At 46.5% G+C, this 19,513-nt stretch carries 22 protein-coding genes and 1 pseudogene; 1 reads left to right on the top strand and 22 read right to left on the bottom strand.

What is annotated here, in order from left to right; all coding sequences use genetic code 11:
* Window positions 1–7 precede the first annotated feature (7 nt).
* The 12 genes and pseudogenes from MKY95_RS07730 to MKY95_RS07675 all read right to left on the bottom strand — a co-directional run bounded on the left by MKY95_RS07730 (window position 8) and on the right by MKY95_RS07675 (window position 11,607).
* Window positions 8–751, bottom strand: coding sequence for a type II secretion system F family protein (locus MKY95_RS07730; protein ID WP_339199925.1), 744 nt, complete (start codon window positions 749–751; stop codon window positions 8–10).
* A gap of 40 nt (window positions 752–791) precedes the next feature.
* Window positions 792–1,196 (bottom strand): annotated as a pseudogene (locus MKY95_RS07725) (CpaF family protein); the annotation flags it as partial.
* 59 nt (window positions 1,197–1,255) lie between these two features.
* A complete protein-coding gene (locus tag MKY95_RS07720; protein ID WP_339197935.1) occupies window positions 1,256–1,432 on the bottom strand; it encodes a hypothetical protein in 177 nt (58 codons plus the stop codon).
* Between the two features lie 61 nt (window positions 1,433–1,493).
* Window positions 1,494–1,868 carry a phage holin gene (locus tag MKY95_RS07715; protein ID WP_339197932.1) on the bottom strand — a complete coding sequence of 125 codons (375 nt, stop codon included), beginning with the start codon at window positions 1,866–1,868 and terminating at the stop codon, window positions 1,494–1,496.
* A 14-nt stretch (window positions 1,869–1,882) separates the two neighbouring features.
* Window positions 1,883–2,986: an N-acetylmuramoyl-L-alanine amidase gene (locus MKY95_RS07710; protein ID WP_339197929.1), complete on the bottom strand. Its 1,104-nt coding sequence runs from the start codon at window positions 2,984–2,986 to the stop codon at window positions 1,883–1,885.
* Window positions 2,973–3,242, bottom strand: a complete 270-nt coding sequence (locus MKY95_RS07705; protein WP_339197926.1) for a hypothetical protein — start codon at window positions 3,240–3,242, stop codon at window positions 2,973–2,975. The genes MKY95_RS07710 and MKY95_RS07705 overlap by 14 nt, the downstream gene beginning before the upstream one ends.
* Before the next feature lie 113 nt (window positions 3,243–3,355).
* Window positions 3,356–7,804: an LPD38 domain-containing protein gene (locus tag MKY95_RS07700; RefSeq protein WP_339197923.1), complete on the bottom strand. Its 4,449-nt coding sequence runs from the start codon at window positions 7,802–7,804 to the stop codon at window positions 3,356–3,358.
* Between the two features lie 4 nt (window positions 7,805–7,808).
* Window positions 7,809–8,189 carry a glucosaminidase domain-containing protein gene (locus MKY95_RS07695; RefSeq protein WP_339197920.1) on the bottom strand — a complete coding sequence of 127 codons (381 nt, stop codon included), beginning with the start codon at window positions 8,187–8,189 and terminating at the stop codon, window positions 7,809–7,811.
* Between the two features lie 35 nt (window positions 8,190–8,224).
* The gene (locus tag MKY95_RS07690) at window positions 8,225–10,054 is read right to left on the bottom strand and encodes a hypothetical protein (protein ID WP_339197917.1); all 1,830 of its coding nucleotides are present in this window, start codon (window positions 10,052–10,054) and stop codon (window positions 8,225–8,227) included.
* A gap of 52 nt (window positions 10,055–10,106) precedes the next feature.
* Entirely contained in the window at window positions 10,107–10,265 is a 159-nt protein-coding gene (locus MKY95_RS07685; protein ID WP_339197915.1) for a hypothetical protein, read from the bottom strand.
* Between the two features lie 442 nt (window positions 10,266–10,707).
* Window positions 10,708–11,355, bottom strand: coding sequence for a BRO family protein (locus MKY95_RS07680; RefSeq protein ID WP_339197913.1), 648 nt, complete (start codon window positions 11,353–11,355; stop codon window positions 10,708–10,710).
* 45 nt (window positions 11,356–11,400) lie between these two features.
* Window positions 11,401–11,607 carry a helix-turn-helix transcriptional regulator gene (locus MKY95_RS07675; RefSeq protein ID WP_339197910.1) on the bottom strand — a complete coding sequence of 69 codons (207 nt, stop codon included), beginning with the start codon at window positions 11,605–11,607 and terminating at the stop codon, window positions 11,401–11,403.
* 77 nt (window positions 11,608–11,684) lie between these two features.
* Here MKY95_RS07675 and MKY95_RS07670 point away from each other — a divergent pair, with 77 nt between their 5' ends.
* Window positions 11,685–12,215: a helix-turn-helix transcriptional regulator gene (locus MKY95_RS07670; RefSeq protein ID WP_339197907.1), complete on the top strand. Its 531-nt coding sequence runs from the start codon at window positions 11,685–11,687 to the stop codon at window positions 12,213–12,215.
* 444 nt (window positions 12,216–12,659) lie between these two features.
* Here the strand turns inward: MKY95_RS07670 and MKY95_RS07665 are convergent, their stop codons facing one another.
* The 10 genes from MKY95_RS07665 to MKY95_RS07620 all read right to left on the bottom strand — a co-directional run bounded on the left by MKY95_RS07665 (window position 12,660) and on the right by MKY95_RS07620 (window position 19,475).
* Window positions 12,660–13,172 (bottom strand): hypothetical protein, encoded by a 513-nt coding sequence (locus MKY95_RS07665; RefSeq protein ID WP_339197904.1) that lies wholly within the window; start codon window positions 13,170–13,172, stop codon window positions 12,660–12,662.
* A gap of 96 nt (window positions 13,173–13,268) precedes the next feature.
* The gene (locus tag MKY95_RS07660) at window positions 13,269–13,961 is read right to left on the bottom strand and encodes a hypothetical protein (RefSeq protein ID WP_339197901.1); all 693 of its coding nucleotides are present in this window, start codon (window positions 13,959–13,961) and stop codon (window positions 13,269–13,271) included.
* Between the two features lie 9 nt (window positions 13,962–13,970).
* Window positions 13,971–15,368 (bottom strand): hypothetical protein, encoded by a 1,398-nt coding sequence (locus MKY95_RS07655; protein WP_339197898.1) that lies wholly within the window; start codon window positions 15,366–15,368, stop codon window positions 13,971–13,973.
* Window positions 15,365–15,922: a hypothetical protein gene (locus MKY95_RS07650; RefSeq protein ID WP_339197895.1), complete on the bottom strand. Its 558-nt coding sequence runs from the start codon at window positions 15,920–15,922 to the stop codon at window positions 15,365–15,367. Before MKY95_RS07650 ends, MKY95_RS07655 begins: the two co-directional genes overlap by 4 nt.
* 11 nt (window positions 15,923–15,933) lie before the next feature.
* The gene (locus MKY95_RS07645; RefSeq protein ID WP_339197892.1) at window positions 15,934–16,074 is read right to left on the bottom strand and encodes a hypothetical protein; all 141 of its coding nucleotides are present in this window, start codon (window positions 16,072–16,074) and stop codon (window positions 15,934–15,936) included.
* Between the two features lies 1 nt (window position 16,075).
* Window positions 16,076–16,456, bottom strand: coding sequence for a hypothetical protein (locus tag MKY95_RS07640; RefSeq protein ID WP_339197889.1), 381 nt, complete (start codon window positions 16,454–16,456; stop codon window positions 16,076–16,078).
* An 18-nt stretch (window positions 16,457–16,474) separates the two neighbouring features.
* The gene (locus MKY95_RS07635; RefSeq protein WP_339197887.1) at window positions 16,475–18,334 is read right to left on the bottom strand and encodes a phage tail protein; all 1,860 of its coding nucleotides are present in this window, start codon (window positions 18,332–18,334) and stop codon (window positions 16,475–16,477) included.
* Between the two features lie 2 nt (window positions 18,335–18,336).
* The gene (locus tag MKY95_RS07630; RefSeq protein ID WP_339197885.1) at window positions 18,337–18,939 is read right to left on the bottom strand and encodes a hypothetical protein; all 603 of its coding nucleotides are present in this window, start codon (window positions 18,937–18,939) and stop codon (window positions 18,337–18,339) included.
* 25 nt (window positions 18,940–18,964) lie between these two features.
* Entirely contained in the window at window positions 18,965–19,381 is a 417-nt protein-coding gene (locus tag MKY95_RS07625) for a hypothetical protein (RefSeq protein WP_339197882.1), read from the bottom strand.
* On the bottom strand, window positions 19,293–19,475 hold the full coding sequence (locus MKY95_RS07620) for a hypothetical protein (protein ID WP_339197877.1): 183 nt from the start codon (window positions 19,473–19,475) through the stop codon (window positions 19,293–19,295). Before MKY95_RS07620 ends, MKY95_RS07625 begins: the two co-directional genes overlap by 89 nt.
* Between the last annotated feature and the right edge of the window lie 38 nt (window positions 19,476–19,513).

The raw sequence follows: 19,513 nt of genomic DNA, 5'->3' as shown, positions 1-19,513 counted from the left end.
CAGCTCCTTATACTTTGATATCCATAATGCGATTAATCCACAGATAACAGCAGGCGAGTACTACCAATGCTCCACTAGAGATGAGGTACCCCATCCCGCTATATAACGGCTCCATAAAGTCCTTGGCGGTCAGATTGAGGAATATCAGAAAAATAAATGGAGCGGCAAACATCACCTTTGATTCGAACTTTTTCTGCGATACCGCGACCATAATATCCTGCTGAATGTCCAGCTTCTCACCAATCACCGCAGAGGTACGACGCACAACCTCAACCAGATCCCCGCCAGTTCGTTTGCACGTAATGAACACATCTGCAAAATTCGTAATATCTTCAATCTGCGCCCGATCCGAAAAATCCTGTAGTGCCTCTTCGATTGGTTGTCCATACTCCATCCGTGTCCGCAATATCGTGAACTCACGAATCAGATCGGTATCCGCTTCCGGGTTCAACATCCGCAGATCCTCCACGGATTCCTTGAATCCATTTTCCACCGATTTTCCTGCGGCCAGTGCCGAAGATAATGCATATAACGCTTGCTTAAAATGTAAACTGAGTGTCATTCTTCTTCGTTCCAACAGCACTTTAGTCCAATGTTTTGGTACCCATATGCAACCCGCAGCCAGGATCACTCCAGCCAACCAGTGATGGTAGAACAGAATTCCGATGCCAAAAAACAGCAGACCACTAATCAGCATACAGACCATTCGTTGTCTCCGGGAAAACGCATATACGGTGTAATCCGTCAACATCTGTCTGGCTTCACCCAACAGTAATCACCTTCCAATGACTTTAATTCGCGTTGTTATCTGATGAATCTATCTCAACACTATATTGTTCTATGTATTCATCCAGCCATTCCCCGAGCCCAGCCATCTGAATTTTATCCACCTGATTCAACTTTCCAACTTGCACTAACCCGCCAATAATTTTGCCTTCACGCTCTTCTTGTTCCTTGAAACGAAACAGTGGATTCAGCATAACCTCACCGTCCTGCATGCCAATCACTTCACTAATCTCTGTCACCCGCCGTGAACGATCTCGTAGCCGGGACAGATGTACAAAAATATCGATTGCTGAACTAATCTGCTGCCTTACAACCGCAATAGGAAGATCCGCACCGCTAAGCACCATCGTTTCGAGTCTGCTGATCATGTCGGAGATAGTATTGGCGTGCCCAGTTGATAAGCTTCCATCTTTGACAATATGGTAGTCATAACAAAAAAACACCCAACCAATTGGTGGGTGCATTCTGGTTACGCTTCGCGAATCTCCATAATCTTAACTGTTGTCTTCGCAATTTTCTCCGCTTCCTGTTGAATTAATTTTTCTACCTCTGCATCGTCTGTTAATTCCGTCTGCATTAAGATGGCCTTTTCAATCTTCTTAGGTCCATCGAAATATATGTATTGAGCTGCAATGTTTCTCATCATCTCACCTCCAGGGTCCATTATAAAGCAAAAAGGCCCTGCCGTCATAGCAGGGCCTCTCCTCTTAGCTGGCAATCTTTCCACCAGCTTTCTTCGCGTTGTAATCCACCACAGCTTTTTCAATGGCTGCTCGAATCTCATCACCAGACATCTGAACGCCTAATGCAGATAATTTTTCGCTGGCATACGAATAAGCCTCTTGTAACTTACGGTCGCCTTCATATTCACGGTAAACAGTTTGCGCCCACGAGAATGCTTCCATACCAATCTTGTGCAGTAGTTCCCGGTCCTTCTCGTTCGTGTGCGCATTATAATACGCCTCTGCCTTACCCTGAGCTTTCTTGATTGCGCCAGTTAGAATAGTAGCTAAAACACCAATGAGGGCCGTTACAATAGTAATGATGTAGGGCTGTGCTTGCTCCATAATTTCTTTCATCATATCTGATCTCTCCTTTATTTAGGGTATATTTCTACTTTGTTGCGAGACTCTTTATCCCAGAAGATGCGCGCACCCAGAATCTTGGTCAGGTCACGTGCTGTCACGTATCCCACACCATCAATGTTCATCGTCTCTACCGCTTCACCGTTGATCGTCACTTTGCCTTTGGTGTATCCGATGCGCCCGCCAATCAGTTCTCCAATCGGTCTGGACGGTATCCATGTTGTATCTTTAACGTTGTACCCGGTGTACGTCGAACCGGCAGGCGTGTGAACGGTAACACTCATCTCTGGATATGGTGTGACTTTAACCGGTTCCTGTCCTGGCAAGGTTGGTGCCTGAACATCGAACGGTACGCCCAGATATTCGCAGATACCTTGAGCAACAGCCAGTGCAACACGGTTCTGGAAGTCGTCTTGGAACAGTTTCTTTTCTTCCTCTGGATTGCTAATGAACCCAACCTCCAGGAGTACCGCGTCCATCTTGGTATCGCGGATTACTGCAAAGTTGCCGTAACGTGCGCCACGATCCTTGAATCCTGTAGCAGCAAGCATATGACGTTGTATTACTCCGGCCAGTGGCGCGCTTGTGGTGCGGTTATAGAATGTCTCCGTACCGTTGGCAGAAGATGACGCAGCGTTCGCATGAATGGAGATAAACAGATCTGCTGGCATCTTGTTGGCTACACCTACCCGCTCCTTGAGTTCCAAGAACACGTCAGTACGGCGTGTCAGGCTCACTTGCAGGTTCGGATTACCTTTCAACAGAGCATCCAGTTTAATTGCCATGGTCAAGTTGAAGTCTTTCTCCTTCTTGCCTGTTGGCCCGATCGCTCCCGGGTCCTGATTGCCGTGTCCAGCGTCAATGACTATTCGTTTTTTCGCCATCTTTGAGTACCTCCGTATGGTGTATTTGTTTGCAAGCAGGGCATAAGTAGTAATCGCCCAGGATGATAAGTAAAATCTGCTTGATAGACTCGCTGTAGCTTGCGGTTTTTCGCTTGAAATAGTCGCAGTCCATGGCTCCAATCCCATTCCTCTCATAATGATCTCCTGATTACGCATGATGACGATCTGGTTCGCCATGTACGCCTTGATTTCGTTGTCATCCTGGAACATCCAAGGCAGGAATTTCCGCAGCTGAGCCTTCATTTTTCGCTGTTTTAGGATCAAAAAAACGACCGCACCCAATGAGCTTAGGGTCAGGCCGTTCTTGAATAATGTGTGAATCAAATCCACTATGAAGTCGTACATCGTCCACTCTCCGATAGAGCAGTTTATCTCTTACTTCTGGTCCACAAAATATTGATACGAGGTGCAGGGTGTCGTCTGATACGACTGATTCCTGAAACTCGTCTTCGTCCATTTCAATCATATAATCACCTCAAATAGTAAAAGGACCCGGGATGCTTTCCCAGAGTCCTTTTTAGGGTGTATGCGGTTAAGCGATACAATTACATTTTACCACAGATAACAAGGGGTTGCCTATCATTTTAGCGGTATTCCGGCTTCTTCCATGGCTTGGTTGACTGTCATGTAAATGTCATTGATTTTGTACTGTACATCTCGTAACTGATCCGTCTTCTGTTGAGCAGTCAGCTCTTTATTTGCTTGAATATCACGCTTTTGTTTGCTCAGCAATGATAGACGCTTGTTGTACGATCCGGCACGGGTTGTTGTAATCATATCCGTCATACGCTGGTCATACCAGGATGGTAATTCTGCCTTGCCGTCTTTATAGTCTTTTTCAGCTTGAGCCATCTTTTCTTTGTAATCGTAATAGTCAGCGGACAGTGTATTAGAAAACTGCGGATCAACAATAAAGCTTTTCAGTAGCGTCCCTTTCACATCACCCTGTCCAGCATCTGAGGTCAATGGCAGCAGCAATCTGGCGGGGTCACCACCATATGACCGGATCAGATAATCAATTTTCTTCGGTGACATTTTGAGATACTGAGCTAATTCGATGGCCACTTTTGATGTACGCTCGTCATAACGATTCACTGGCGAGTTACCTTCCAGAGCGCCCGACTCAATTGGTCGGCCTGCATAGTCGATATTGGCAGCAGTAGCGACAAACGGAGCTGCTACCGTGGAGTTGAGTCCACCGACGATCATTTCACCCAATCCTTCACGTCTTGTGAGCGGCGCTGCTATACCGGACAATTGTGGTGGCGTGAACGCATTTACCAGGGCTTCTGCTGAGCCCTTGAAGGCTTGTGGATCTTCATAATAAACTGATTCCAATATGTCTGCAAACAGAGCGCCCAGAGCGCCATACTCCATCGGAATAGGTACTTTGTTGAACTTGCCATCTTCATTCTTGCTCAAGATCAGGTTTCTGTATTTCTCCCTGGCTGGTAGTTGCTCATAGTCTGGATCGCCATAATGGTTAGCCAGTTCTAAAGCTTTCGGAATCATAATCGATCCAAACACCAATGCAGCTGTCTTGACTGGATGGTTCTTCCACTGAGACACGAACCTGCGCAATCCTTGCATAGCAGCGTTTGAATACGGTACAAACTTCTCTACTTGAGTGGATATGTCGCCACGACGGCTAAAGTTTGTTGTGATCTCACGCGATTCATTCAGTGCCGCTGTAATGTTTTCAGGCGTTCTGTCGTTACCTCTGCGTCTGAGTTCTCCCTTGTAAGCCGCGATCCGGTTAACATTTTCACCGACATCACCGAATTTAGCCAATGCTTTAAACGGTGCAGCTACGGCCTTTCCGGTTGTCTTAGCAATGTTCTGAGGTGACAACAGCGGATCTCTGTTCATCTGTGATACACCTTTTCTCAGACCTCTGTCTCCACGTAAGATAGCGGAATATCCACCACCTACACGACGATACTCTTGAGCCAGTGACCGGAGACGCTCTACTCCTGGAGTACCTTTGGGCAGTGTGTCTGCAATGGAACTGATCAAGGCATGTCCCAAATCAACCATATGCATAGCCGGATTCTTGGATTGGATAAGCGCTTGTGGCGTATCCATGAAGAACCCTTTGACTGCGAACATCGGCGCAAATGGACCGGTTGCTGAATACTTAGTAGCTGTACTCAGCTTTCCAATGGTGTCCAGTACCACGTTAGAAACCTCTGTGCCCATTCCGGATAAGGCTTTAACAGCTTCTGGATCGTGGATTTTCAGATAAACTGGTTCGCCTTTGTACATCGCTCGAATCACGTTATCTTCATCCAATCGTGTACGGTTGAACAGTTTATTAAAATCGTCATTCAGCATGTTCATGAAATCCAGTTGATCACCGTCTGACAGGACTTGACGCAAGTTCGGTTGCCCTTTCGGAGCCTGAACAATCTCGGCAATACCCTTGAATGATTTCGGATCGGTACGCACTGCGTCAACCAACGACTGCATAGCACGGTTTCGCAAAGATGCATTTACCCATGCTCCAGTAGATTCAATGATTGAACGGCGTGGGTCAACGATATTACGTACAGATCCAGTTGGGCTCACCTCTTTAATCGGAGCTTTTTGCCCAGAGAAAGCATTGCTTTGTTTCATAGTAAATGGTTGAGAATATTTCTCCGAAAGGTTGAACTGGCGTTGCATCGGAGTGTAAAACGGCCTCTTCTTACGCATTGCATTAAATGATGCAGCGGAGATAAGTCCTTCATCAACTCCATAAACCTTTAACAAATTCTCTGTGAATCTATCCCAGTCTTTTGCTATATTTTTGAACTCCGGATTTCTTAAAAGCATATTATCCATCTGTTTTTGTAGCTTTTCAGGAGTCATGTTCAGATTCTTCGCATAGACCATCTCATTGTTCAGTAACCGAGTTTTTGCATCTCTTTGAACCAAATAATCAAGGAATCTCTTTGTTTGACCACGCGGCACCTTATCGAATATTTCCTGCAAACTCTCCCCGATAATACGCCCTTGTGGGTCAACGAACTTGTCACTGATAATCGTATTAGCAATGTTGTTAGCTCGGGAGGCATCCATTGACTGGTCGTAAGCTTTCCTACTGATCTTTTTAACTGGGTCCAAATAGTCAATATTCTTATGATAAGCCGATCGTGCAGCAGCGTTAACTTCTGCTATAGTCCCCTGAGTATCCCGTCTAATGTTACTACCAACAATCTGATCCTCAGTACTGATCGGGTTACGGCCCACTCTACGGTTGTTACCAAATGGAGATATACCCACACCGCCATTACCAAACAGATTTGTAAACCAGTTCTGCTTTGTAGCATTGGCTGCTGATTGGTAATCATCAGCATAGTTTAACGGCGCATCCGGGGTTGCTTCTGGAATCACATCGTCCACTCGTTGTGCTGGAGATGGCTCTACTACACGTCCAGGGCGACTGGTTAAGAAGCTATCTGATCCCTGTCCAGATTCTGCTGTCGGAATACCTTGTTCTGCTTGGTATCGTTTAACCGCTTCTGTGCGTGGATTGACTGAATTTCCGCCTGGATTGATTACCTCCGGTTCACCGTTTCTTGCAGGGCGGTCAAATGTCAGTCGCTCTTGCGTGACCTTAGCGTCATCTGCAACGGTCGGTCGTGGCATCCGATCATCCAGACTCTTGACTGGTAGAGGTACGCCGTACACATCTCTTTGGGCTTGATTAGCACGCGCTCGTTGCATCAGATCTGGCGTAATTTCACGTTTAGTCGTAGCATAAGCGCGGTCAATCAGATCAGACAGTCCAGGGTCGCTACGATCAGCCATTGATGCCCAAAGCCCTTCTAACTCTTCTGCTTCGCGCCCTGGCGTAAACTGGGTTTCATTCGCAACTCGCATCAGGTTTTCAAACTTCTGGCGGTACACATTACTTACCTGTGCCAATCGTCCAGTCGTAGGCGCAGCCAGTTGCCCTGCAGGAAGTCCGAGCGGTTCAGGTGTCCAGTTGGATGGATTCACGATTGGATCGTTCCCTGCGGCTGTCTGACCTCGTCTCTGTGCGGCGCTCAACCGCTCGTCACCACGACCAAGAGGTAGCGCCAAGATTTCCTCTGCCTGACGCACGCCGTTGTTGCCTTTAAGCTTGGTCAAGGCGTTACGCAAACCAACACCAATTCCTGCTACGAGCAGATCCCCTGCGGCACCCAAGCCAGCACCCAGAGCGGCGTTTCTAAGCACGTCGCTATTGCTGTTCTGTCCTTGGATCAACCCCATGCTTGTGTTGCTTATAGCACCAGTAGCAGCGCCACGCAGGGCTGTTTCTGCCACTCTGTTTGCTGTGGTTGGGTTCATACGTGGTAGCACCTTGCCAATACCGCCGCCGACCATGTTCGTCAGGCTATTCCCGGCACGCGTTGCCATCAATCCGTTGGCCGCTTTCCAAGGAGCAGTGATCAGGTTGCCGCCGCCAGCAGGGTTAAATCCTGCGCTGAGGATACCACCAGCAATACCCGTGATGTCTGCCACTCTATCCGCTGTAGCGTTGCCTGTTGATCCAGGAGCCATGGATGGACCACCAAGCAACATGCCACCACCCGTACCGACTGCGCGGGTCACAAAATTACCAACGTCGTTCCCGTAAGTAATATCATTCATTAAGTTACTGAATGGTGACACGAAGTTGGCGAATGAGCTTTTAGAAGCACTATCCGCTATTTTTTGTTTATTTATTTCATACTGCGTTGGTTGTGGTGGGATAGGCGCTGGATTAACGCCCGTCGCCTGTTGGTACGTCTGAATCGCCTGCGGATTGCCTGCAAGCGATCTGCCCAACGTCGAATTCATGTAAATGTCTGAACCGGGTTGAGTAAGCGCAGGCGGCAAGGCTGTCTTCAGGTCGTTCATGGATCGCTGGTTTGCAAGATACGTATTAACTGCTTCTGAACGTGGGTTCACATACGTTTTGGGCTGATTTAGATTAAGCGTTCCATTTAATGCGGAATCTCTAATCTGCATTGCTTTTTGCCGCTGTTCTTCCGAAAATTGTTCAAGCCTTGTCGCCATTTGCTCACCCTCCAAACATGTTATAGTACTTCGTTACTCCGCCAACCCAATATTGATTAAGTCCAGTCGGGTCATTCGTTGCCTTAATTGGTGCGTATTTCTTCTGAATTTGAGGAATAGTGGTGAGTCCTTGATCGAAATAAAGGCGTTTCAGGTTAGATGCCATTTTATCGATACCTTCATCGACACTGCTGAATGTCATCAACCCCGTTTTACTCATCATTCCACCAACATTATTTTTGTTCTTTATTGCCTGACTTGTCCCGTTTCCAGTTTCATGCATAGCAATAGCAGCCAGTAACGCAGGATCAATGCCGTATTTTTTGCCAGCTGCCTCAAAAGCAGCTCCTTTATTGGACAATAGTCCTCCCAATTTTTTGTTCAAAGTAGCCCCACCAGCTGAGGAAGCCGTGAGGCCAGCTACTTTCCCGGAGAGACAACCCCTACAGGCGGTGACTTTTTCGCGTTCTCTTCCTGTACATATTTATCAAATTCTTGAATTTCCTTTTTCGTAAGACCCATAGATAACATGACTTGGTCATCTTGACCGACTGGAAGTTCGAAACCAGATACCATCATGTATAAGTCGTGTTTTGCAGCATCTTTTAATACCTGATTACCATCTTTGTCTTTCTCATAATATTGAGGGTTCTGAGCACCGTCAGGCATAAATTGAGACTGTACCGCGCTTAGCACTTGGCTTGCTGTCATGCCGTTGTACTCAGCCGGTTGTGTGTTCCCGAGACTCAGCCAAGCACGGGAGTTCTCGTCCTGACTGATTGCAGTCATAACATTCCGGTACGCAACTTCATCCTGACGTTTCAACTCTTCCATTGCATAGCTCATACCAAATTGAGTAGCGTTCTGCTGGAACGTTGCTCCCCATTGGCTATCAGCCACAATGTCGCGTGCTTTTTGGTAAGCGAATTGTTCTGCACGGAACGCATTGTCAACGCCTACCTGTTGTTGGTTGAATGCTTGGTTCTGTCCGGCCAGACTAAGTGGTGCATTTGGATTAGCTGCCTGTCTAGCCAGCCCAGTCCAATCGTTCTGCGGTGTAATTATACGTCCAGATGCATCCATATACATGCCAGCAGCCGCTAGATTCGCCTGTCTGTTGCCCAGATCTACTTGTTGCCCCGCCAATGTGCGGATACCTGGATTAGCTTGTGCAGCAGTAGAACGACTTACATTAGCGCCATATTGACTTGCATCTATGCCCATACCAGTTAATTGGTTACGAATGAAGTCAGCTTGTTTACTTAGTGCCGATCGATCCTCTGCCGTAATCCCTTTCGTCTCTGCCTGTTCCTTGAGACTAAGAAGGTTATTGATTGCATCACGTGCTTCAGTAGGAAGGTAGTTTCCCGTAACCTGCGCTTCCTGCAACGGATTCTGGAAGTACTCTTGGTTCTGCAAGCCGTATTGGTTTGTGAGATTGCCAATCGCATCCTGACCCACACCATAATTCATTTGCTGTACCTGTAGATCACGATTCGCATCGTCGTTATAACGCTGGTATGCCTGTTGCATCAGCTGTGGTACGAGGTTATTGGCGATGCTCTCCATGGCGCTGTTGCCAAGACTATTTGCTACCGTTTCACTCCAGGAAGATTTTCCTTGGCCCGTTGCTCTTAACCCTGCGTTGGTGTCCGCCTGCTGGTTCATGACATTCTTTTTCGCTTCAGCCAGCTGTGCTTGGTATGCAGGATCAACGTTCTGGTCGTAGCTGAACGCCTCAGGCTTGTTGAACTGAAACTGTGACTGGTTATTAATGAAGTTGTCGATCTTACTCAGCGTGCCCTCTGTGCGACTCCCTGGTACCGCATGATTCTCAGGTGGCTTCACACCACTTGCCTGCACATTCTCTGCCGCCTGAGCCATCGGGCTTTGGTAACCAAGGTTCGTGTTGAGGTATTTCGTCTGTGCGCCAGTGTCCAAACCCTGCTGCTGTCGGTTCGTGATCGTCGCCAATGTTCTGGCTATTTCACTTTGCCGATAAGTATCGTTATTCTTAATTTGCGCCTGATTCGATGCGATCCCTTGCCGCCCTGCTGTGTTGGCTGTGGCGTAGTTGATACCACCATTTCCAAGGGCAGGGCTTGATTTAACGTTTGCTGCTGCTTGTGCCATGGGCGACTTGCTTGTTGTAACGGTACCTGTAACGCTTGGGATAGCTGACGTTACACCACCATTGCCAGCAAAAGGGTCTTTCTTCTTCACCACAGTTCCTGTTGTCTCGTAAGCCATGTTGCACCTCCTTTGGGTAATAGAAAAGGGTACCCGTGTGGGCACCCTTAGGTTAAACCGATATTAGATTGGTAAGAGTAGAAATAAAGTCCGATAAAGATACATCATGAGGAGATAATTTTTCACGAAGCTTGTTTAATCCTTCGGAGTTTTCAACTCCTAAAACTTCGAAAATGTTCTCTTCGTTCATGGTAAAAACCATTTTTTTCATGCTTTCTCCTCACTTTTGGAGGGTGTTACATATACAAAGTGTGTGTTATACTAACGTTGTCTATAGTCAACACGGGTATTTACACGTGTTACTGACACGGGTATTTACACGTATTGTGCAACACCCCGGATTTTTTGCGTCACCTAATCAACTTGGCGGGAGATAGGTGACAAGTGCTGGAGTCGCTTTTTAGCGGCTCTTTTTATTTTTCTGAGGTGCATTTCAACGTGGGTCCTCCTCTCATGTTATATACATGGTAGCACAGGTTCAATAATATGCGGTAATACTTTCGTGGCAATTTTTTTGAATAATTACTCCGCCTACTCTAGCGAACAAATCTATCGTATCACAGGAAGCTCTGGCTACAAAGTTTACAGGCAATAAAAATAATGATAACTAAAAAAAATAAAAATAATGCTTTTTCACAAATTGTTACCATTAATCAATTGGCTTCACGATTTCGCTGTTCATCGCCCAAATATTTACCGTAAATGGTCTGTGAAATGGAGAAATCAAGTCTGAACTTATCTGCCATTGTCATCAAGTTTACTGTATCATCCAAAATTTCTTGTCTTGCGATCAACATTTCAGGAGTCATCTGTTCCTTTTTGATTAGTTTTGGATGACCGAACTTTGTAGATACCGCTTTGTTTGTGATTGTGTTTGCTTTGGCAAAGTTTGGAACCTTGGGATCTCTAAGGTTATCACACAACCTTTTCATCGCCTCTTTTTGATGATCCTTATCAAGTGTGCGGAATATTTGGAATCCTTCCAATCCAGAATTCTTTCGCAATTGTTTGAGCAATGATTTGACCCACTTCTTGAATTCTCTAGCCTCCTGTCTTCCGCTGTTAAAGATCGCTTCATATATTCCAGTTTCCGAGATCACAGTCATTTTCTGATTTCTGCCTATGCTATCCGTTAAGTGGATAGCATCCTTCTCGTCTGAATCAATCAACCTTACCATGTGAGGCGCAATAGAATAACCGAGCGCTGTGGCTACGTCTTTAGCAACTGCCCACCAATCGTCTGTTGTCAACTCCACAAAGCGAATGTCATGCCCCATCCAATTCTCAACACGAATTTTCATTTTGAAACCTCCTTGTTATATTTTTAATACTTATGGTAATATTACTTAGGCAACCTGTTTCAAGAGATCATCGATTGTATCAGCTTGAAGTATAACTTTCAGTCTGCTCGCCATACCAAGAGTTATCTTGCTAGGATTCTTTTCAAGCTTGCTGTAATAGACTTGTGAGATTTCAAGTTGCTCGGCTACATCCTTTTGAGACATGAATTTCATCATGCGAAGGTACGCTAAATTGTTTTTTGGTTTCCTCATTTCGTTCACCTCCTTATAACCATGAGTTAATATTATATTACTCATAGGTAATTGTAAATAGATAGGGGTTATTTTTCATGGAGATTTTTGCTCAACGCTTGAAGTGGCTTAGAGAAAGCCACGCTTTAACTCAAAAAGACGTAGCCGATAGACTAGGGGTTTCGCAACCGTACTACGGAAAGTTTGAGAAGGCTACCGGTCAACCCAATCTTGAGACACTCGTCCAACTCCCAAAAATTTTCCATGAATCCTTAGATTTCATTTGCGGCGTCGAGTTACTAGATAGTTATGGGAAATATCTTTTAGAACAATACTGTGATCTACGATATAGAACTGAAGAGGCCAGAAGGAAAATTAAGGATTCATTAGAACTTTTAGAATCAACAAACCTTGAGTCTTCCCTGGAACGAAAAATCGACCTCATTGTAGAGAAAAAAGCATCTTTGAATCGCTTGAACGAGAAATTAAAAAGTGTGCATGACTCAATAACGAGCTACATGATACACATTCCAGGGTTATCAACAATAACCGAATTTGCCGAACAGGAATATCTTGATCGAATGTACAAAGAATACCTGGAAAATAGAAAAGATAAAAATCTTGATTGATTCCGTTTTAACTATCCACATATTGGGTTTTTCTCGTTGCATAGATCACACTAACCCAACATATTGTGTTTGTAAAGTGGGCCACAGCGCCATTTTGCAACTCCGTAAGCCAGGAATCCGCAAGGGAAAAGGATTGGAAGATTTGAAGATTTATCTCAAACTTTCCGACCCAGCGCATAACCGGACATCTGACGGATGTAAAAGAGGACTCTATCGGCACCCCAGTATTCTGTTTCTATACTAGAATGTATTTCCGCATTTTCTGCCTTTGATACGTTAATCAAAATTTTTTTCATTAAAAAAAGGACGCCTCACCACTTGAGGGGTCCTTTTCTAATATACACACGAGACCTTCAAATCCACAAAGGAATCGCTTTTTTTATTCTGTACCACTCAACATACTGTAACCCAATATTCCACGTTTGTTCAGTGGATTCAAAAAATTTATTTCAACGCAGCCAGTTCAGCTTCGAGATTGGCGAGTGTGGCTTCCTGTTCTGCTAAAGTAGCTTGACGCATTTTAAGGAAGTTTTCTTCACCAGCACTATCTTTTGTTGGGTCGTTAATAACCGACTCGCTCACTTCAATAAGTTTTTTCGTGTCAGCAATCCGTTTTTTTATGTCTACGATACGTTCATTCAATTTCGTTTTTAAGAATTCCAAGTTTGTTTCCTCCCCTGGAGATGTAGCAGTCGGCGTGTTGGATACTTTCTCATCCAGGATGATCTTCTTATTCTGCATGCTCACGTCATATCCAGCAGCTTCCCCGATAACACGAACCGGTGCGTAGCTTTTGCCATCAACGATGATTGCAGTATCCAAAGCCTGTCCATTCAGCTCCACGACTGCCTCTCCCTGAATCTTTTTACCAATTAAAGACTGAATATCATCCGCGAAAGCTGCGCCTGCAAGAGTGAATAAGGCACCAGCAAGGAATCCAGCAACATACTTTTTCATGTCATTTCTCCCTTATACCATTTTTCACCAATATACCACAGCTTTCGCAGACCGTTAATGTTTAATTCTTACTGAGTCCAAAGTTGGACCGAGTGTTTACCCGCCCTCTAACGCTTCAATCCGGTCAAATATCTCTCTCAGTTCATCACCAAGCGTACGACCTGGGTTGTCAGCATAAAGCTTATCCCAGTTTGTAAAGTTCATTTGAGCAGCATTTACATAAATTGCACCAGCTGCTTGCAAACCTAGTGCCGAATCACTTTCAAAGATCGGATATCCTATGAGGTTATGAATCCGGCCTCGTGGTGTACTTGCAACAGTGAATCGAATCGCGGGTGAACCACCATAGTTAGGCTCAATAACAATATGATTATTCGCATCATTGTACGCCCCAAACACATTCCCTGTAGCGCTCATCTCACAACGTGGGAAGGCGTTACGGCGTGTAGCGATGTACGCGCCGAATATCTCAACTGACTCAATCAACCCAGCTACGATATGCCCTAGATTAGCGCTGATGGCAGACAGTTCTCCCACGGTGATTTTATCCGCTGTTACTGCTCCCGCTTGAAGCTTGTCTGTCGTGATCGCCTCAGCCTTGATACTGCGTGCCTCGATGCCCTCAGCCCGGATGTTGTTCACGTCCAGCGTACCATTGATCATAAAGTCGATATCCTGTAGGCTGCGTGCAATTTTGTTGATGTTGTCTTTCAGGTACGACTTCACTTCCTCCAGATCCTGAAACGTTGGTGGGTTTCGGAATGCTGGCGCTACGTCTTGAATTCCCATGGTACCTCCTTAATAGAGCGGTAGTTGCCGCACCTGACGTGTGATCTCATGCAGTCGAATGTAACCTGTTCCCTCTAGCTTGATCCGGACTGTATTTTCCAACACGAACTTTCTTACCGGAATAATAATCCGCTGAGCAGCTGCAGATGATGATGTAATTGTGCTGACTAAATCCCAACTTTCTCCCGATGCCTGGCTGGATAAGCTAATGTTCAACACACTACCAACGGACATTTCCGCGATGATCCACATCTTCAACCAGCGCTGACGCTGTGCAATGGATTGATTGGTGAACGGCTTGGTCACTGCTTTCCACGCGATTGGGCTTGCAATATCCACCGTGCCACCCAGTTTCAGCACCTGACCCGTAGCTGTACCGATATACAAGTCTTGTCCAATGGATGCGTAACATGTCGGTACTGGTGTGACCCAGCGTGTCCATGTACCAATGCGCGGATCATACACCAGCGTTTCTCCGCTTTGTGTGCTGAAGTATAACCGTATCCCGTCTGATCCTGCCGCACTTGCTGTGCTGACATTGGGATAGAATGTTTTGATTGCCTCGCTGAACCCTTTGTCCGGCAATGCGGCAGCTGAGTACTCGTAGATACCTGACTTATGCATGAAGCGCAGTGCACCTTCGCGTGCTGTGACTGCGTTGTTGTTTGCTACACCTTCATCGTCAGTAACCACACGGCTGTTGAAGTCAGACGGTTGCCCACCCATAAGCAGATGGATGGATGATGGCATGCCGATGGTCAGGCGGTACAGGCTACCAGACAGCATGTTGATGTCCTCACCGTGCGATGACTCAATCGTTTTTCGGTAACTGTCCTGCTGATTACCTGCGAATGCATTCCAGTTCTCTGGCTGATCCAATGCAGATGACCATAGCTCGTTCCCTACGGCGCACCAGAGCCTGTTTTGGTACGTGGTGATGTATTTACCGTTGGATGGTGAACCACTCAATAAAGACACCGTAGAGCCGTTGTACTTACGCATAGAATCTACGCCATTACAGCCAATCAGATTCACGCCATTCAAATTACCATCGAAGTTTGTGAACGACCATTCAGCTGATGTGTTTAGGCCACTTACCAATGTAGTCCAAGCTGATCCGCTCCAACGCCGCCAAGTGCCATCGCTGAACACCGCATGAAGCTCACGGCCACGCCATACACCCATGCCTAACACACGGGTACCGAACGTACCCAACAACGTATAACCCGGCCTAGTGGAGATAGCCGGGTAGTCGTCAGTTGTCAGGTTCTGCATCTCAGTGAAGTACGTGTCCTCAATAGAGTAAGGATCAAACGTGTTCAGTCCACGAAACTCTCTGATCGGAATCGGTTGCATCATGCCTTCCAGCGGCTGATTTTGGGACGGTTTATATTGTACGGGCCTCATTGTACTGCACCCGCTTGATAGTTCTGTGATGCCACGTTCCACGCTGCCTTGTACTGGTTCTCGTAGTTTGATGCCTTTACGCTGTCGTCCTGACTGTTTGCCAGCATTGCAGCCAGTGCAGGGATAAACGTCCAGTGGTATTCCTCTGGTGCATCCGGTGACACACTGAGTGCGGTAGACAGGAACGTTGTTGTTGCGATTCGATGGTAACGTAAAAAGCCTCTTAGATCAGTATAAGGGGCTGGGTAGAGCGATATGGTTTTGGTTGTGTCGTCGTATGCAAATGCGTTCTGGTACGGCGTTACATCCTCACGGTCCATACTGCGGTACTGCGAAGGTCCGATCAGCACCATGTCAATATTCTTCTGCCTTACGTCTGCCTGAAGTGGGTAGTCGGTCTGCCCAGCCACACAATCGAATTGCGCAACCTTCGGGATCTTGACCACATTGAAAAAGTCTTGATTCAGCGCGTTCAACCAGATGACTTTGTCGGCTACAGGGACATCGTTGGGCACCAGCATATTTGCTTCGCTAATAATTTCATTTATATTCATGGGCTTTACCCCTATTCTGTCGGGATCAAATCCTCACGGTTTTTAAGAGTGAGGTACTCATCAATCTCTTCTTTTCCGTTTGGATAGCGATTCAGTACTGCGCCATACTGTAATGCCCCGTCAATAATTCGTTGTGCCAAGTATGGAAACATTTTATAAACCTCCCATTAAGAGAGCATCCAATGCACCCTGCATAATATCCTGACGTTCTTTAACTGCTTTAACTTCCTCACTCAAAGACTTCTGCGGTTCTGTGGGAACTTCCGGTTGCTCTGGGTCGGGGTAAGTGAACAGCGGTTCCAATGTTTCAAGATTAACACTGGTGATTATTCCTCCCTCAGCACGATCTGCAGCATATGCACCGTATTCGAGTTGTATCATTCCCACGGTAGATGGTACTCGTTCATTCAAGACAGCATACGCAGAAAAATCCTGCTCCCATGTCGTTTCTACAACTGATCCGGAACGATCTCCGGTGTTCAATATGACATTGCCTGTCTCTTTGTCATAGTAAATCTTTGCTCCAATCTCCATATAAACTATCCCTCCAATCTATTCGAAAGCATACCATGTGAAATTACCACCAGTATTAATGAGGGCAAGTGGTAACTTAAACCCAGTAGTAGTTACAAATGCTTGTGTTCCATCAATATAGAACCTATCGCCATCTCCGGTTGTAGTCATTGACAATCCCGCAAACGAACCTGCTGACCTTACTGGTGTTTCGCTGTAAAATGCTGCCTGCGGATAAGCTGTAGTATTGTTTATTGGCACTGTTGATTCTGCGGTAATTACAATAATGCGCGGTTTAAATGCAATACCACTAATCTGCAAATAATATTTATTTTGCGTTGTCCCGTCTAATTTTGTGAATGGTACAGCTGAATTAGGTATCCCTGATACACCTGTTGCATAGCGAATTCCTTCAGACAGTGTACCAACCACGCCAAATATGTTTACGCCGTTTTTGATGTTGGCAGCTAGTAAATTTGCGCTACCTGAGATCGTTATCGCACTGCTGTAGTAGCCAGCAGCCTTCGTCTGGTTAGTTGTGCCGGGTGTTACTGTTCCACCTGCGCCATTGTTGGCCATCGTTCCTGTCCGGTTATTACCAGTAACATTTGAAAAAGTAGATCCTGATAATACTTGTGCCACTGTGGCAGTTCCTGTTGCGCGGATGACAGCAGCAATTTTTGCAATCAGTTGTTCCCATGTCTCTGTTGTGGATGCCGTTACACCAATGGAGTTGAGGGCGGCAACCACATTAGCTTTTTGCTCAACTCCAAGTTGCTTTGCCGCTGTAGCCTCATCGTATGTGGCTTTTAGTGCTTTCGCAGTAGGTACAAGCGTTTCGGAATCGCTGTTGGTCGAGTTCGTTAACATTACAATTCCTTTAGCTATCAAAGAGGCATCATTCACTTCAGGGATAGCTGCAATCATTCCATCTGTGTATTCGTTAGCCGCCACCAGTGCTGCGTCAGCTTTATTCTGAGCGCCTGCCTTCGTTTCGCCTTCGATCCTTACGAACTGAGCATCCGTTCCGCTCATTAGCCCTGATGAACCATTGGTTACTGCATTTGGGATCACATCAGTTCCACCTGTAATGTGAGAGGACGCATGCGCACCCGGTGTCGCTGTACCCGTAGCGGTAATAGTGACTTTTTTAGTAGACGGATCTGTTGTAACTGTAACACCTGTACCACCAGTCAATTGTAGAGTGTCAGATTTAGCAGTTGCAGAGACATCATTTATTGTAGTGAATGCATTCTGATTCACCTCAGCCCCTACCTGAACCCCGTCCAGTTTGGCATGATCAGCAGCAGTTACATGGATTTCTTCATCACCTGCATGGTTGTCCAGATTAGCCTGTACGGCGTCTGTCTCAGCTTTACGTGCAATGTCAGTCGTTGCACTCGGAGCGGCCACCTGAGCACGACCAGAAGCATCGCGCATCATCAATGTGCTTGCTGTCGGAACATTAGTCGCCTTGTTCGATTTATCTTTATCCGTGGCTGGCATTAACCCATCTGTCGTTGCTGTTGCAAGTGTTGATGGAGCCTTTGCATTCCACTCCGCTTTTTCCGTATCGGTCACGAACCGATTGTTCACGTCTTGCGCAATTATGGAAGGTGGATGTGTTGCAGGGTGTACGTAGTTGTTGGCGCCAGATGCTATACCGTCCAGTTTCGTTTTATCCGGCCCAGTAATAAATCCAGCAGCACCACCAGCTACAACATTGGCATGCGCTGCTCCACCGGTTCCAATATGAGCATCTAGTTTCTCATCCGAGTAATCTTTGGCTGCCTGCTCAGCTGCGTCCGCCTTCTCCTGTGCACCACCAGGTGTCTCCCATTGGGACTGGGCTTCTTGCGCGATATCTTCACTTGTATTCCGCCATGGGTATCTACTCATGCTTACCACCTCTCTGTAACGGAATACCGTTCGTACCCGTTGTTTGCTGTTTCGTATTCTTTCAGCACCTGGCGGTACTTGTAGTCGAATTCCTCCGACTCTTTCCCGCTGGTGATTTCTTTCAACACACCGTACACGAGTACCATGTCGAAGTCCGGATCAAATCCAGTAGGGCCATCCATGTCCGCTAAAGCCAGTTCCCGTAGTACTTCAGCATGGAAGATTTTTATACCCTCTGGAGTGTCTACCTCCGGGTTGGGCACGATACCGATACGATCACCGGAAAAATAGTAATACGGTTTCTCCTTTAGCCTCTCATTGAATTGCCGCAACGGAATGCGTCTCCAGCCATCGTTATCGTTGTGGAATGAATCCATCTTCACGTCCACGTCTACCACACTTCCTGGTGGGCATGGGAGCACATACAACGCCTTATCTTTCACCAAGTCAATCGCGGTACACACCACGTTAGATTGCTGTTGAGCAGATCCGAAGTTACGGACTAGTCTGTCACGCACTTGCGACACCTTGCGAACAATGGAAGCGGGAGAGAGGAAATTAGGCGACTTCTCCGTAATCTCCTCCACAACGTCTTTTAAGATCATTTCTCACCACTCCTTCATATTTACCTTACGCGTTCTCTAAAGCTGTGATACGGGCCGCCAGTTCAGCGAGGATAGCCTGCACGTTCGTTGCCGTGCCCGGCGCAATCGCTGTGGCTGTAATCGTTGTTGCAGGATGTACGTGATTACCTGCTGCCGCTGTTGATGCTGTGGTGCCGATAGCCAAGTTCGATGTACCCGCGCCAAGGGCTGTACGGGCTGCGGCTTGGTTTGCGGCAGTCAGTACGCTTTTACCTGTAGCTGTGGCATCCGTGATGCTGTTCGATGTGATGGTACCTCCACCACCTCCACCAATGTCGATCGGCTGACCGTTTGCGTCAACGAATACTGTATAGTCAGGCTCCCGCTTTTCGGGCAGGCTTGGCGCTTCGGCTGCGGGGATGATCTGTAAGAAGTCCGGCTGTCTGCTGTGGTTCAGTGGCATCTGTGTTCCCTCCAATCAATTTTTCCAGCAGTTCGTTGGTTCGCTGCTGTTCTTTATAGATCGCATTGAGTGCGTCCAGTTCATCACGAAACATGTGATTACCTCCAAAAGAAAAAGAGGGGCAATATGCGC

Origin of the sequence: Paenibacillus sp. FSL P4-0176 (assembly GCF_037975265.1) — a bacterium.
Classification (GTDB): domain Bacteria; phylum Bacillota; class Bacilli; order Paenibacillales; family Paenibacillaceae; genus Paenibacillus; species Paenibacillus amylolyticus.
The sequence above is the reverse complement of the archived record's forward strand: the minus strand, read 5'-3'. Positions and strand labels throughout refer to the sequence as shown.